This is a genomic window from Paenibacillus sp. FSL W8-0426, from assembly GCF_037969725.1.
Lineage (GTDB): Bacteria > Bacillota > Bacilli > Paenibacillales > Paenibacillaceae > Paenibacillus > Paenibacillus hubeiensis.
The window spans coordinates 6106923-6120592 of the sequence record NZ_CP150203.1 but is presented as its reverse complement, the minus strand read 5'-3'; the positions used below and the strand labels follow the sequence as shown (position 1 = coordinate 6120592).

The 13670-nt window shown below is 51.5% G+C and carries 17 protein-coding genes and 1 other annotated feature (1 of these 18 only partly in view); of the genes, 16 read left to right on the top strand and 1 reads right to left on the bottom strand.

Features of this window, described 5'->3' with window-relative positions:
* Positions 1-44 precede the first annotated feature (44 nt).
* Complete coding sequence (gene pssA, locus MKY59_RS27895; protein ID WP_236421373.1) at positions 45-764, top strand: CDP-diacylglycerol--serine O-phosphatidyltransferase; 720 nt, start codon at positions 45-47, stop codon at positions 762-764.
* 191 nt (positions 765-955) lie between these two features.
* Here the strand turns inward: pssA and MKY59_RS27890 are convergent, their stop codons facing one another.
* Positions 956-1351 carry a DUF1573 domain-containing protein gene (locus tag MKY59_RS27890; RefSeq protein ID WP_339274804.1) on the bottom strand — a complete coding sequence of 132 codons (396 nt, stop codon included), beginning with the start codon at positions 1349-1351 and terminating at the stop codon, positions 956-958.
* Between the two features lie 168 nt (positions 1352-1519).
* On the opposite strand from MKY59_RS27890, the gene MKY59_RS27885 reads away from it, so the two are divergent.
* The 15 genes from MKY59_RS27885 to rplA all read left to right on the top strand — a co-directional run bounded on the left by MKY59_RS27885 (position 1520) and on the right by rplA (position 13500).
* On the top strand, positions 1520-2608 hold the full coding sequence (locus tag MKY59_RS27885; protein WP_236421375.1) for a PIN/TRAM domain-containing protein: 1089 nt from the start codon (positions 1520-1522) through the stop codon (positions 2606-2608).
* Positions 2609-2712: 104 nt separating this feature from the next.
* A complete protein-coding gene (gene ispD, locus MKY59_RS27880; RefSeq protein ID WP_236421376.1) occupies positions 2713-3405 on the top strand; it encodes a 2-C-methyl-D-erythritol 4-phosphate cytidylyltransferase in 693 nt (230 codons plus the stop codon).
* Positions 3402-3899 carry a 2-C-methyl-D-erythritol 2,4-cyclodiphosphate synthase gene (gene ispF, locus MKY59_RS27875; RefSeq protein ID WP_339274801.1) on the top strand — a complete coding sequence of 166 codons (498 nt, stop codon included), beginning with the start codon at positions 3402-3404 and terminating at the stop codon, positions 3897-3899. The genes ispD and ispF overlap by 4 nt, the downstream gene beginning before the upstream one ends.
* A 16-nt stretch (positions 3900-3915) precedes the next feature.
* The gene (gene gltX, locus MKY59_RS27870) at positions 3916-5379 is read left to right on the top strand and encodes a glutamate--tRNA ligase (protein WP_236421378.1); all 1464 of its coding nucleotides are present in this window, start codon (positions 3916-3918) and stop codon (positions 5377-5379) included.
* 643 nt (positions 5380-6022) lie between these two features.
* Entirely contained in the window at positions 6023-6703 is a 681-nt protein-coding gene (gene cysE, locus MKY59_RS27865) for a serine O-acetyltransferase (RefSeq protein WP_236421379.1), read from the top strand.
* A 129-nt stretch (positions 6704-6832) separates the two neighbouring features.
* Positions 6833-8233 carry a cysteine--tRNA ligase gene (cysS, locus tag MKY59_RS27860; protein WP_339274799.1) on the top strand — a complete coding sequence of 467 codons (1401 nt, stop codon included), beginning with the start codon at positions 6833-6835 and terminating at the stop codon, positions 8231-8233.
* Positions 8230-8787: a ribonuclease III domain-containing protein gene (locus MKY59_RS27855; RefSeq protein ID WP_339274797.1), complete on the top strand. Its 558-nt coding sequence runs from the start codon at positions 8230-8232 to the stop codon at positions 8785-8787. The genes cysS and MKY59_RS27855 overlap by 4 nt, the downstream gene beginning before the upstream one ends.
* 98 nt (positions 8788-8885) lie before the next feature.
* Entirely contained in the window at positions 8886-9632 is a 747-nt protein-coding gene (rlmB, locus tag MKY59_RS27850) for a 23S rRNA (guanosine(2251)-2'-O)-methyltransferase RlmB (RefSeq protein ID WP_339274795.1), read from the top strand.
* A gap of 5 nt (positions 9633-9637) precedes the next feature.
* Positions 9638-10159 carry an NYN domain-containing protein gene (locus MKY59_RS27845; RefSeq protein WP_236421382.1) on the top strand — a complete coding sequence of 174 codons (522 nt, stop codon included), beginning with the start codon at positions 9638-9640 and terminating at the stop codon, positions 10157-10159.
* A gap of 184 nt (positions 10160-10343) precedes the next feature.
* Positions 10344-10988 carry an RNA polymerase sporulation sigma factor SigH gene (gene sigH / locus MKY59_RS27840; RefSeq protein ID WP_236421383.1) on the top strand — a complete coding sequence of 215 codons (645 nt, stop codon included), beginning with the start codon at positions 10344-10346 and terminating at the stop codon, positions 10986-10988.
* Between the two features lie 312 nt (positions 10989-11300).
* Positions 11301-11450 carry a 50S ribosomal protein L33 gene (gene rpmG / locus MKY59_RS27835; RefSeq protein ID WP_072735843.1) on the top strand — a complete coding sequence of 50 codons (150 nt, stop codon included), beginning with the start codon at positions 11301-11303 and terminating at the stop codon, positions 11448-11450.
* A gap of 21 nt (positions 11451-11471) precedes the next feature.
* Positions 11472-11663, top strand: coding sequence for a preprotein translocase subunit SecE (gene secE / locus MKY59_RS27830; RefSeq protein ID WP_236421384.1), 192 nt, complete (start codon positions 11472-11474; stop codon positions 11661-11663).
* Between the two features lie 22 nt (positions 11664-11685).
* Complete coding sequence (gene nusG / locus MKY59_RS27825) at positions 11686-12219, top strand: transcription termination/antitermination protein NusG (protein ID WP_236421385.1); 534 nt, start codon at positions 11686-11688, stop codon at positions 12217-12219.
* Positions 12220-12286: 67 nt separating this feature from the next.
* The gene (gene rplK / locus MKY59_RS27820; RefSeq protein ID WP_236421386.1) at positions 12287-12712 is read left to right on the top strand and encodes a 50S ribosomal protein L11; all 426 of its coding nucleotides are present in this window, start codon (positions 12287-12289) and stop codon (positions 12710-12712) included.
* Between the two features lie 95 nt (positions 12713-12807).
* Positions 12808-13500, top strand: a complete 693-nt coding sequence (gene rplA, locus MKY59_RS27815; RefSeq protein ID WP_236421387.1) for a 50S ribosomal protein L1 — start codon at positions 12808-12810, stop codon at positions 13498-13500.
* Between the two features lie 67 nt (positions 13501-13567).
* Positions 13568-13670: a sequence feature (ribosomal protein L10 leader region), on the top strand (it continues 46 nt past the right edge of the window).

Genomic DNA, 13670 nt, shown 5'->3' with positions numbered 1-13670 from the left:
TAGGGTTCTGCGAGAATGGTTCCAAGACGATGAGGTGAACAACGATGATAACAAGATTCATTCCGAATCTCTTTACCCTGGGCAATCTGTTTCTTGGAATGATGGCGATTCTGCTGGCAATCAACGAAAGTTACAGCTTGGCTGCCATTATGGTCATCATCGCCATGCTGCTGGATGGTTTGGATGGCAGGGTGGCCCGGGCTCTAGATGCTCAAAGCGACTTCGGGAAAGAATTGGATTCCCTTTCGGACATGGTTTCGTTTGGAGCAGCGCCAGCGCTGATCATGTTCATGGTATCGTTTCAGGACACCCTGCCCATGCTGGCATGGATCGCCACGGCAAGCTTCCCCATCTGCGGCGCGATCCGTTTGGCTCGCTTTAACGTACGTCCCGGAATCCCGGGGTATTTTACGGGTCTTCCGATTCCGGCAGCCGGAGGCGTGCTTGCAACGCTGACGTTGTTCAATAAAGACATCAGTCCGGTCAGCATGATGATTGCCACGCTCTTGTTGTCTTATCTTATGGTCAGCTCCCTCAAGTATCCCAATTTCAAAAAAGTGGGCTTTCCGCGAAAAGCGATATGGATCGCACCCTGGGTTGTATTGCTGGCCGTGGGGATGGCGGTGATGTTCCCGGAGCAGTTATCCAAACTGATTTTTATCCCCTTGGTGTTATACGCACTCTACGGAATGAAACATAGCATGCGAACCACCGCGTCCCGAAACCGGGCCAAAAAGCGCAAGGACGAAAAATCCTCCCGGTGATTCCAATTGACGTTGTGCCGTTCATTATTATTGCATAGCCGATCCAAGAAACATGAGAAAAGCACGCATTTTCCGAAAGGAAAGAGGCGTGCTTTTTTGAATTTATTTTCCATGCCACCTAGGTGCCAGGAAATGATTTATGCAAGTGATATTAACTTAACGATTTGCAAGCCGTGTGATCTGTATTTTACTTAAGACAAATTAAACATGCCAAGCGTCGAGCATTTCTGGGACTCGCTTTCGACGACGTCTTCCATGCTAATGTTCAGCAGATTGCAGAGTGCCGACATATAAAACAGGTTGCGGCCCAGTTCGGAGCTGATAACCTCCTTGCAGTTTTCGCACAATTCACCTTCCACATGGGTCTCGAGCAAGGGCGTATTTTGCGCAATATTGCGCCCGGGAGCATACTTCTGCTTGGTGGCGTGCAGTTCAATGCAGCCACACTCGGTAATGGCCTTGGACACGGCACGGTTCACGGAAGCACCGGCTTGTCCCGTTTTGGACAGTACATCAATCAGACTGCGATGACGAAGCAACAGCTCGGAAACCTGATCCTGAAATGACTGTAAACTTGGCGTACTCATTTTGCCCACTCACCTCGGTTATGAATTGAATTCATTATATGCCAATAATTTACCTCCTTCAACCAAGGATTGCTTCACTTCCAAAAAGTTCTTGTTTAACGGATTAGCAATCCGCGAATTGGATCATACTGGATATGAGAAAACATTTGAAGGAGGTGCAGGGGACTTATGTGGAAAAGAGGCATTTTAACTTTTACGGGATTGTGCGGTGCATGGTTTGGTTACACGGCATATCAACTGGCTGGAAAATCGGTCCCTTGGATGGCGGAATGGATTCAATCGGCAGGGTTGTTGGGCGCGGGCATAGCGACCATTCTCGGTGCGGTGCTGTTCATCGCATTATGCAGCATTGGAGGAACAATGCTTGCCGCGAAATTGAATCATGGCATTGATGCACTGGCCAAAATTCCGATGAACGAACTGGCTGCTGGTGCAGCCGGCATCCTCACAGGACTTGTCGTTGCGCTGCTGCTCTCCCCGTGCCTGGCATGGTTGGGAACATCCGGGGAAGTGCTTCAGCTGGCTTTGACGATGATCAGTGCGTATTCGGGATATATGCTGGCCATGGCAAAGAAAGAGGATCTGGCAGCCTTCTGGATGTCCGGACGCTGGGGACACGGCGATGGTGCAGAAGAAGAGAGACGGCTCGAGGAGCACAAAATTTTGGATACGAGTGTCATCATCGATGGCCGCATCGCGGATATCTGCAAAACCGGATTCATTGAGGGAACCATCGTCATTCCGGAATTCGTGCTGGAGGAGCTGCAGCATATTGCCGATTCCTCGGATCTGCTCAAGCGTAACCGCGGCCGGCGTGGTCTGGACATTCTGAACAAAATCCAGAAAGAGCTCGACGTTAAAGTTTTGATCTACGAAGGAGATTTCGAAGAGATTTCCGAGGTCGACAGCAAGCTGGTCAAGCTGGCCAAAGTACTGCAGGGCAAAGTGGTAACCAACGATTTCAACCTCAACAAAGTGTGCGAGCTTCAAGGGGTTTCGGTGTTGAACATCAACGACCTTGCCAATGCAGTGAAGCCGGTGGTGCTGCCTGGCGAAGAGATCATGGTACAGATCATCAAGGACGGCAAGGAAAACGGTCAGGGCGTCGCTTATCTGGATGACGGCACCATGATCGTAGTTGAAGGCGGGCGCGATTACATCGGCCTGATGATGGAGGTGCTCGTCACCAGCGTACTGCAGACTTCTGCGGGACGAATGATTTTTGCGAAACCGAAACTGTTGGAAAAAGCCCAATAAAGCGGTATGATGGGTAGTGTGTCGTTTGGCGATAGCCCGAACGCGTCCCGAGGCGCGGGAATATCGATCAGCGATAAACTGACAGACAAGGCAGGGATCGCGGCATGAGGAAAGAATGGGGCGTTGTCGTTGTGGCAGCAGGACGGGGAACCCGAATGGGTACCGATGAGAGCAAGCAGTTTCTGCTGCTGCAGGACAAGCCCGTTTTCATACATACGCTTGAAGTGTTTGCCGCTTTGGACGACATTGGCGAAATCGTGCTTGTGACTGGAGCGGCGGACGTTGAACGCTGCCTGAAATGGGTAAAGGAATATCGTCTGGAATCGCGCGTACGCGTCATCCCCGGAGGGAAGGAGCGGCAACATTCGGTGCATGAAGGCTTAAAAGCTCTGGGCACCGAGTGGGTCCTCGTTCACGACGGGGTTCGTCCTTTTGTGAGCGGGGAACAGATCCGGGCTTGCATGCAGGCCGCGATAGACATTGGAGCTGCCGTGCTGGCTGTACCGGTGAAGGATACGATCAAACAAGTCAATGCTGAGGGCATCGTCATTGCAACGCCCGAACGCAGCAGTCTGTGGAGCATTCAGACCCCGCAGGCTTTTCGTCTTTCTTCCCTGCTCCATGCGCACGAGTCGGCGGAACGGGACGGATTTCTGGGAACGGACGATGCCATGCTGGCGGAGCGCCACGGCATGTCCGTCAAAGTTGTGGAAGGCAGTTATACCAATATCAAATTGACTACACCGGAAGATTTGCATTATGCCGCATTTGTGCTGGGGGGAGAGAAGAAACAATGATACGCGTAGGACAAGGGTTTGACGTACACCAACTGGTAGAGGGACGCCCGTGCATTATTGGCGGAGTCACGATCCCGCATGACAAAGGTTTGCTGGGGCATTCCGATGCCGACGTGCTGCTGCATGCCATCAGCGATGCCATTCTCGGGGCGCTTGCGCTGGGAGACATCGGCAAGCATTTCCCGGATATGGATCCCGAATTCAAGGATGCCGATAGTCTGAAGCTGCTTGGGCATGTATGGAAGCTCGCCAAAGAGCGTGGATACCGTTTGGGCAACATTGATTCGACCATCATTGCCCAGAAGCCGAAAATGGCTCCGTATATCCCTCAAATGGCGGAGATCATTGCCAAGGCGCTTGAAGCGGACGTGGAGCAAGTCAACGTCAAAGCGACGACGACCGAGCAGCTTGGATTCCCGGGCCGAGGAGAAGGCATAGCTGCCCAATCCGTGGTTTGCCTGGTTCGGGGACCCGTGGTATCATCAACGAATTAGAGACGGAGGGGATAGTATGAGCACGGAAGTTCGTGTGCGCTATGCGCCGAGTCCGACGGGGCACCTGCATATCGGGAATGCCCGGACCGCGCTGTTTAACTACTTGTATGCCAAACACAATAACGGAAAATTCATCATCCGTATCGAGGATACGGACGTGAAACGCAACATTGCGGGCGGGGAAGAAAGCCAGCTGAAATATTTGAAATGGCTGGGCATGGATTGGGACGAGAGCATTGATGTGGGCGGCGAATACGGACCGTACCGCCAAACCGAGCGCCTTGATATCTACCGGAAATATACGCAGGAATTATTGGATAAAGGGCTGGCATACCGCTGCTACTGCACGGAAGAAGAACTGGAGCAGGAGCGTGAGGAGCAGACCGCGCGTGGCGAAACGCCGCGTTATTCAGGCAAGCACCGGAACCTGACTCCGGAGCAAATTGAGGCGTTCGAGGCCGAGGGCCGCGTGGCTAGCATCCGTTTCCGCGTACCTGAAGAGCGGGTATACACGTTCGATGACATGGTGAAGGGCACTATTTCATTTAACAGCAAAGAGAGCGGAGACTTCGTCATCGTAAAAAAAGACGGCATTCCCACGTACAACTACGCCGTTGCCATTGACGATCATCTGATGAAAATCACCCACGTGCTGCGGGGAGAGGATCATATTTCGAACACGCCGCGTCAGCTGATGATTTACGAAGCGCTCGGCTGGGAGCCGCCGATATTCGGCCACATGACGCTGATCGTAGGCGAGAACCACAAAAAGCTGAGCAAACGCGACGAATCCGTCATTCAGTTCATCTCGCAGTATGAAGAGCTCGGTTATTTGCCCGAAGCGTTGTTCAATTTCATTTCCTTGCTTGGCTGGTCTCCGGAAGGGGAAGAGGAAATTTTCTCGCAAGAGCAGCTGATTTCCATTTTCGATACGAAGCGCCTGTCGAAGAGCCCGGCAGTTTTCGATACGAACAAGCTGGCCTACCTGAACAACCATTACATCAAAAATGCCGATCCGGAACGAATTGCCGAAATGGCCATTCCGCATTTGCAAAAAGCGGGCCGCCTTCCGGCCGAATTGTCGTCCGAGCAGCGGGAATGGGCGCACGCGCTTGTACGTTTGTACCAAGAGCAAATGACGGCTGCTTCCGACATCGTGGCCTTGTCTGAGGTGTTTTTCCGCTCGAGCCTGGAACTGGACGAGGAAGCAAGTGCCGTTCTGGCAGAGGAGCAAGTGCCGACCGTGCTGAAGGCTTTTGCCGATAAGGTACAGGACAGCGATGAATTCACGCCAAGCAAAATGGCTGCTTTGATCAAGGAAGTGCAGAAGGAAACCGGGTTTAAGGGCAAACAGCTCTTTATGCCGATTCGTGTAGCGTTGACCGGTCAAACCCATGGTCGCGATTTGAACCAAACGATCGTGCTGCTGGGCAAGGATACGGTCATCGAGCGTCTGCACGCACAGGTTCAAGGCGCGTAACTCGTTTAACATTTTGTGTGTCTGAGGCAAGGAACGTTATTGTCAGTCTCTGTCCTTTTCGCTATAATAGCAACACAAAGGCATAAGTTTTGATTTTAGATGTTCAATTTACGTTAATCATACAAACGGCAAGGACCGGGAGGAGTACGCTGAACCGGACAGCACCAGAGAGGATGGTCCCGTTCGCAGGGTTGAAAAGGCCTGTGAGCGGTGGCTGCGAGCCATCCGCTGTCCGTCAGCCGAATTGCGCCCGTGAGCCGCACAGCCGAATCCGGCCCCGCCTGAGCACGAATAGATCAGGAAAACGTCAGGATAGGTTATGCCGAGTGGTTCCCGTTACCGGACCGCAAGAGGGTTCTTGCGTGCGTTACGCATATTTTGCGTTGCTTACGAAAGAACCAAGCAGAGTGGGACCGCGACCAACGCCTCTGCAGCTTCGGGCTGCAGGGGCGTTTTTTTATTGCACCTGGGAGCGCGGACTCACGATTATCCTGCGGAAGCCATTAGGGTGCGCGATGGTGGTTCGCTTTAAAAATCCCGGTACACCAATGCATGAGAGAGGATTCGAGCTTGGCGCACGATCATGAAGATCCTGTTTCCTGCGCAAGCGGGAGAACGCAGAACTGAACAAGAGGGGAAGAACATGTTCAAAAAGATCAGATCGGATATTCAGGCGGTATTTGAAAACGATCCGGCGGCGCGCGGTTGGTTTGAGGTGGTGTTTACCTATTCCGGCTTGCACGCCATATGGGCACACCGCATGGCACACGCGTTGTACAAACGGAAATGGTTTTCTTTGGCACGGGTTATTTCGCAAGTCAGCCGCTTTATGACAGGTATTGAGATTCACCCTGGTGCAACGATCGGCGAGCGGTTGTTCATTGACCACGGCATGGGCGTCGTGATTGGCGAAACGTGCGAGATCGGCGATGATGTCGTCATTTACCAGGGGGTGACCCTCGGGGGGACCGGGAAAGAAAAGGGAAAGAGACACCCCACAATTGGCAATAATGTGGTTATCTCGTCAGGTGCAAAGGTGCTGGGTTCATTTCGCGTCGGCGATCAGAGCAATATCGGCGCCAATTCGGTCGTGCTGAAGGAAGTTCCGCCAAATAGTACGGTGGTGGGCATTCCGGGTAAGATCGTCAAACGGGATGGCAAACGGGTGGATCGCTTGAACCAGCAGCTTCCCGATCCGGTCGTTGACTCCTTGCGCAGCATGCAGCAGGAAATCGAACGATTGCGGGACGAAATGCGTACAATGCAATCAGCGCGCGAAACCGAGCGCGAGCGTGATACAATTAACGGGGGAAGCAAAGGTTAATTTGGCGGAGGCTTGCACCGGTTAGGCGGCTGTTGATACGATCGCTCTCCCGTGCCAAAGAACGGTGATTAACGTTCAGAATTTTAGGTTCAAGTTTTATATACGGAAACGGACGAAAGGAAAGTGACTATGACGCTTCATATTTATAATACGATGAGTCGTGCGAAGGAAGAATTTGTTCCCCAAGAGCAGGGGAAGGTAAAAATGTATGTATGCGGCCCGACCGTATATGATTATATTCACATCGGGAATGCCCGGCCGGTGATCTTTTTCGACGCGGTTCGCGGTTATCTTGAACAGATCGGCCATGAAGTGAATTATGTCGTGAATTTTACCGATGTCGACGACAAGCTCATCCGCAAAGCGGAGCAGCTTGGAACAGATGTGCCTCATGTCGCCGAGAAGTTCATCGCGGCGTATTATGAAGACCTTGAAGGATTGGGCATTCCGAGAGCGAGCAGCAATCCGCGCGTAACGGAGAACATGCCGCTTATCATCGATTTTATCCGTGAATTGGTCGACAAAGGCTATGCCTACGAAAACGGCGGGGACGTCTATTATCGCACGGGCAAGTTCCCCGAGTATGGCAAATTGTCCAAGCAAAACCTGCAAGAGCTGCAGTTCGGCATCCGCATCGGCGTGGATGAGCGCAAGGAACATCCCGAAGATTTCGTGCTTTGGAAGGCCGCGAAGCCGGGAGAGATTTATTGGTCGAGCCCATGGGGAGACGGGCGTCCGGGCTGGCATATCGAATGCTCGGCCATGGCGCGCGAATATTTGGGCGACACGCTCGATATCCATGGCGGCGGACAGGATTTGCAGTTCCCGCACCATGAGTGCGAATGCGCGCAATCCGAAGTGCTGACCGGCAAGCCGCTGGCCAATTATTGGATGCATAACGGCTTTATCCGCATCGATAATGAAAAAATGTCGAAATCGCTTGGAAACGGCGTGTTGGTCAAAGATTTGCGAACACAATACAAACGCGAGGCCATCCGTTATTTCATGTTGTCGACGCATTATCGCAATCCGTTGAACTTTACGGAGGATACGATGGAGCAAGCTCAGAAAAGCGTGGACCGGATCGCGAACGCTGTGGGCAACCTCAAGCACCGCCTGCAGGCCGTGACGGTGGAACGGGAAACTTCGGCGGAGCTGGCAGCCCGCCTGGAACAGATTCGCAGCCAGTATCATGAAAAGATGCAGGACGATTTCAATACGCCTGACGCGATCACGGCATTGTTCGAATGGGCAGCCGAAGCCAATCTTCTGCTGCAGCAGGATGTGGTCAATGCGGGAGACATTCGCGCGCTGCTGGAATTGTTCGCGGAATTGAACGCCGTGCTCCGCCTTTATACGGAAGCGGAGCCGGAGCTTCTGGACGAGGAGATCGAGCGTTTGATCGAAGAGCGCACCGAAGCGCGCAAAGCGAAAAACTGGGCAAGAGCCGATGAAATTCGCGACATTTTGTCGGCAGAAGGCATTTTGCTGGAGGATACGGCACAAGGCATGAGATGGCGGCGCAAATGAGCGAGGGTCTGAAGAAAACGTCCATGGACTCCACCGCTCCCAACGTGGCTGAAACGACTGGACACGACGCGGATCTGCAGGCTGAGCCGGCAGGCGGGGCAGTGGATTCGTCCGGCGGTCGTTCGGCGGAACGCTCGGCCGGGGGCTGGTTCCCGTATCCCCCTTCGCGTCCGGCCCATCTGATTCCGCCGATCGCTCTTGCTTACATCGGCGATGCGGTTTACGAAGTCGCGGTTCGACAATATTTGCTGTCCAAGCCCAATATGCGACCCGCTCATTTGCATCGAAGTGCGACGGGGCTGGTGTCGGCCAAGGCCCAGAGTCGAATTTTGGCAGGCATCGAAAGTTTGCTGAACGAAAAAGAACAGGATATCGTCCGGCAGGGACGCAACGCCAAGTCGGGCAGCGTTCCGAAAAATGCAGACGTGCTCGAGTACAGGCATGCCACAGCGCTGGAATGCCTGATCGGCTATTTGTACAGCAGCGGACAACATGAACGGATGATCGAGTTGATTACACAGGGCATCGAACACGCCCAAAGCTTGACGAAATAAACGGAAAATCAACGAAATGCGCGAAGTTGAGCATGGGGACCGGCTGTCGAATCGGCCCGACCCAACAACTTGGCGCTACAGAGAGGATCGAACGAAGTATGGAAGAAGAATGGATTGCCGGTAAACACTCCGTCACGGAGGCGCTGCGTTCAGGCCGGACCATCAACAAAATATGGATTGCAGATACGGCGCAAAAACATTTGACAGGACCGATCATTGCGGAAGCCAAAAAACTGGGGATCGTTATCCAGCACGTGGACAAACGCAAGCTGGACCAAGCGGTTCCAGGCATTCAGCATCAGGGCGTGGTGGCCCAAGCCGCTCCCTACGCTTACGTCGAAGTAGAAGACATTTTGGCCGCGGCTGCGAAAAAGGACGAGCCTCCTTTCCTGATCTTGCTGGACGAGATTGAAGATCCGCATAACCTGGGTTCCATCCTGCGTACGGCAGACTGCACGGGAGCTCATGGCGTCATTGTGCCCAAACGCCGCTCGGCAGCCGTTACGGCTACGGTGTCCAAAACTTCGGCAGGAGCGGTGGAATACGTGCCTGTAGCCCGGGTCAGCAACCTGGGCCAAACGATTGATCGGCTGAAAGAGGCAGGGGTATGGGTAGTCGGCACGGACGTTGCCGCGACAGAGAACGTGTTTGGCAACGGCGTGTTCACAGGTCCCGTAGCGCTTGTGATCGGAAACGAAAACAAAGGCATGGGCCGGCTCATTCGCGAGAAATGCGACGTGCTCATCAAACTGCCGATGCAAGGCCAGATCAATTCGCTCAACGCTTCGGTAGCTGCGGGCGTTGTCATGTATGAAGTGCTCCGGTCGCGCCAAGCGCAAGGATAACAGCCATGGCTGATTCCCGTGATGTGCTTCTTGTGGACGGGTACAACATGATCGGTGACTGGCCGGAACTGACCCGATTGGCGGAAAGCGGGCTGGAGGAAGCGAGGAATCGGCTTCTTTCCCGCCTTGCGGACTATCAGGCATTTTCCGGCCGCCGGGTCATCGTGGTGTTTGACGCATACCTCGTGCCCGGACTCGGCAGGTCGTATTCTCAGAGCAAGGTTCAGATTTATTTTACCAAGGAAAAAGAGACGGCCGATGAATGCATCGAGAGACTCGTTCGGGAGTTGAGCACGCGAAGACGCCAAATCTACGTAGCTACCAGCGATATGGTGGAACAGCATGTCATTTTCGGTCAGGGAGCGCTAAGGGTATCTGCCAGGGAGCTGCTCATCGAGGTCGAGCAGAATGAAAAAGAACTGCAAAAGCGGCTCGAAGAAGATCAGGCGAAATCCACGCGAAATACGCTTGGGGCCAAGCTGAGTCCCGAAATATTAAAGCAATTCGAACGCTGGCGCCGGGAGTGATCCGGGGAAATTCGGCGATGTCTGGCATAAATTTCAATCTTGAAACTCTTGACAATTATGTTATTCATGATCTTTTTTAGGGACGGCGTGGTTGACGGTGTGAGGTGGCATCATATATACTGTTCGTATATTTCATAGAGTAGAGTAACGGGGGTACCTTGCGTTGCAGCCGGAGGGATTGTCTGTGAGTGTCGACCTCAAAGATATCATGTTATCCAAGTATGATTACCAAAGCGACGAAGACATTGTCGAAGCGGTCCGTGAAGGTGAGAGCGAAGCGCTGGAATATCTGATCAACAAATATCGGAATTTCGTACGCGCCAAGGCGAGATCTTATTTTCTGATTGGGGCTGATCGGGAGGACATCATTCAGGAAGGGATGATCGGCCTCTACAAGTCTATTCGGGACTTCAAAGGGGACAAGCTGGCCTCGTTCAAAGCGTTTGCCGAGCTGTGCATTACCAGGCAGATTATTACGGCAATCAAGACAGCGACGCGGCAGAAGCACATTCCGCTGAATTCCTATGTGTCACTTGATAAGCCAATTTATGACGAAGAATCCGATCGTACGTTACTCGACGTAATTTGTGGAACACAGGTTAGCGATCCAGAGGAACTGATCATCAACCAGGAAGAGTTTGTTGGCCTGGAAGACAAAATGTCGGAGATTCTGAGCGACCTGGAACGAAAAGTGCTGATGCTGTATTTGGACGGAAGATCCTATCAGGAAATTGCCGTAGACCTGGATCGGCATGTGAAATCGATTGATAATGCGCTTCAGCGCGTCAAGCGCAAGCTGGAGAAGTATTTGGAAGTTCGTGATCATTGAGCTGGATAAGAAGTTGTCGTTGACGGAAAAGGCTCGGAAGTTGAGTCTTTTTTTGCTTGTCTTTCGTTTAGAAAATTTGAAAATGACTATACTAGTAATCGCTTGGTTCGAGCAGGAGCAGAGGAAAAAAAGGAGAGGTGAAGCGGCTGCGTAACGGCCGGAACTTTTACCAGGTTCTGAAAGGTGATTCTTTCGTTGACATGGAAATACCCTTATGATAAAGTGTTTTAGGTAGGCCTAAATTCGCGGCTTTTTTTTAGGTTCAATTAAGAGACTCTGCTTCAAAGTGGAAGTCTTCGGGAGGTGTACATCATGCGGGTAATTATTACTTTGGCTTGTACAAATTGCAAACAAAGAAATTACACAACGACAAAGAACAAGCGTAATCACCCCGACCGCATGGAGATGAAGAAATTTTGCAAGTTTTGTAACGAGCAGACTTCTCATCGCGAAACCAGATAGTTTTTGGGAGGTGTAGTCGGCGTGAAACGCAGTTTCAAATCTCTGTTTTCCTTTTTCTCCGAAAGCTGGGCTGAACTTAAAAAGGTTCGCTGGCCTAATCGTAAAGAGCTGACCAACTACACATTGATCGTTCTAGGCACTGTTGTGGTTATGACGCTGTTTTTTTGGGTCGTTGATATCGGCATCTCCGCTGTGATCGAAGCGATTATTTAAGAAGGGTCCCAGGTGGCTTGATATGGAAAAAAGATGGTACGTTGTTCATACCTACTCCGGGTATGAGAATAAGGTCAAAGCCAATTTGGAAAGACGCGTAGAGTCCATGGGCATGGAAGACAAAATTTTCCGCGTTCTTGTTCCTATGGAAGAAGAAGTGGTAAACAAGGACGGCAAGAAAAAAACCGTCATGCGTAAAGTTTACCCCGGATATGTTTTGGTGGAAATGATCCAGACGGACGATTCTTGGTATGTTGTTCGCAACACGCCAGGGGTTACGGGATTTGTCGGTTCGACAGGTTCCGGGTCCAAGCCAACCGCCTTGCTGCCCGAAGAAGTGGAACAAATTCTGAAGCATATGGGCATGGTTGAACCGAAGCCGAAAATTGAATTCGATATTAAGGAATCCGTGCGCATCAAAGTGGGTCCTTTTGCGAATTTTGTGGGCTCCGTGGAAGAAATTTTGGTAGACAAAAGCAAGTTGAAAGTTCATGTGAACATGTTTGGACGGGAAACGCCGCTTGAGTTGGAATATACCCAAGTGGAGAAGATATAGCTCTTCAAGTTTCTTGTGGGAGGACCGGAAGGTCCGGTGACCACTATTTCGCAAGGAGGTGTCAATCATGGCAAAAAAGGTAATCAAAATGGTAAAACTGCAAATTCCAGCAGGTAAAGCGAATCCAGCGCCTCCAGTAGGTCCGGCTTTGGGTCAAGCGGGTGTCAACATCATGGCATTCTGTAAAGAGTTCAATGCGCGTACAGCTGATCAAGCGGGATTGATTATTCCTGTTGAAATTACAGTATTCGAGGACCGTTCCTTTACGTTCATCACCAAAACTCCACCAGCAGCAGTCCTGCTGAAAGTTGCGGCGAAAGTCGAAAAAGGTTCCGGCGAACCGAACAAGAAAAAAGTTGCTACCGTTAAACGCGACACAGTTCGCCAAATCGCGGAGCAAAAAATGCCTGACCTGAATGCAGCGAACGTTGAGTCCGCTATGCGTATGGTCGAAGGTACTGCCCGTAGCATGGGTATCACCATCGAAGACTAATTTTTCTTAGGAAACATGGCTTCGTAAAGCCGGCCGATTCGCGGCCGGTCAATGTGGGAGGTATATCCGCTAAAACCACAAAGGAGGAATATAACATGGCTAAACACGGTAAAAAATACCTGGAAGCTGCCAAGCTGATCGACAGCGAAGCAACTTACGAGCCTTCAGAAGCTGTTGAGCTTGTGAAAAAGGCAGCCACTGCTAAGTTCGATGAAACCATCGAAGCTGCAGTGCGTTTGGGCGTAGACCCTCGTAAACAAGACCAGGCTGTACGTGGTGTTGTTGTCCTGCCGCATGGTACAGGTAAAACACAACGCGTATTGGTATTTGCAAAAGGTGACAAAGCGAAAGAAGCGGAAGCGGCTGGCGCGGATTATGTTGGCGATGCAGATATGATCAACAAAATCCAACAAGGCTGGTTCGAATTCGATGTCTGCGTAGCGACACCTGATATGATGAGTGAAGTAGGTAAATTGGGCCGTCTGCTCGGCGGTAAAGGCCTGATGCCTAACCCTAAAGCCGGAACGGTAACATTCGACGTAACCAAAGCTGTTCAAGAAATCAAAGCTGGTAAAATCGAATACCGTCTGGATCGTGCAGGTCAAATTCATGCACCGATCGGTAAAGCCTCTTTCACTGCAGAGCAACTGAACGAGAACTTGAAAGCTCTCATGGACGCTCTGAACCGTGCTAAACCGGCGGCAGCAAAAGGTGTTTATCTGAAGAACGTTTCTCTTTCTTCCACGATGGGCCCTGGCGCACGCGTGAACGCAGCTGCTTTTAGATAATATCTGTTGACAGACTTGTTCTGTTCTGATATGCTATAAGAGTTGTGAGTCCGAGTGACTGACCGTTGATATTTGAATATGCTTACCGTAGACAGTAGGTGCCTCAGGGCTTAATTTCCTACCGAGGTGTGATTATAGAGCTTAGACTGATTTCGGATCGGTTATGAGTA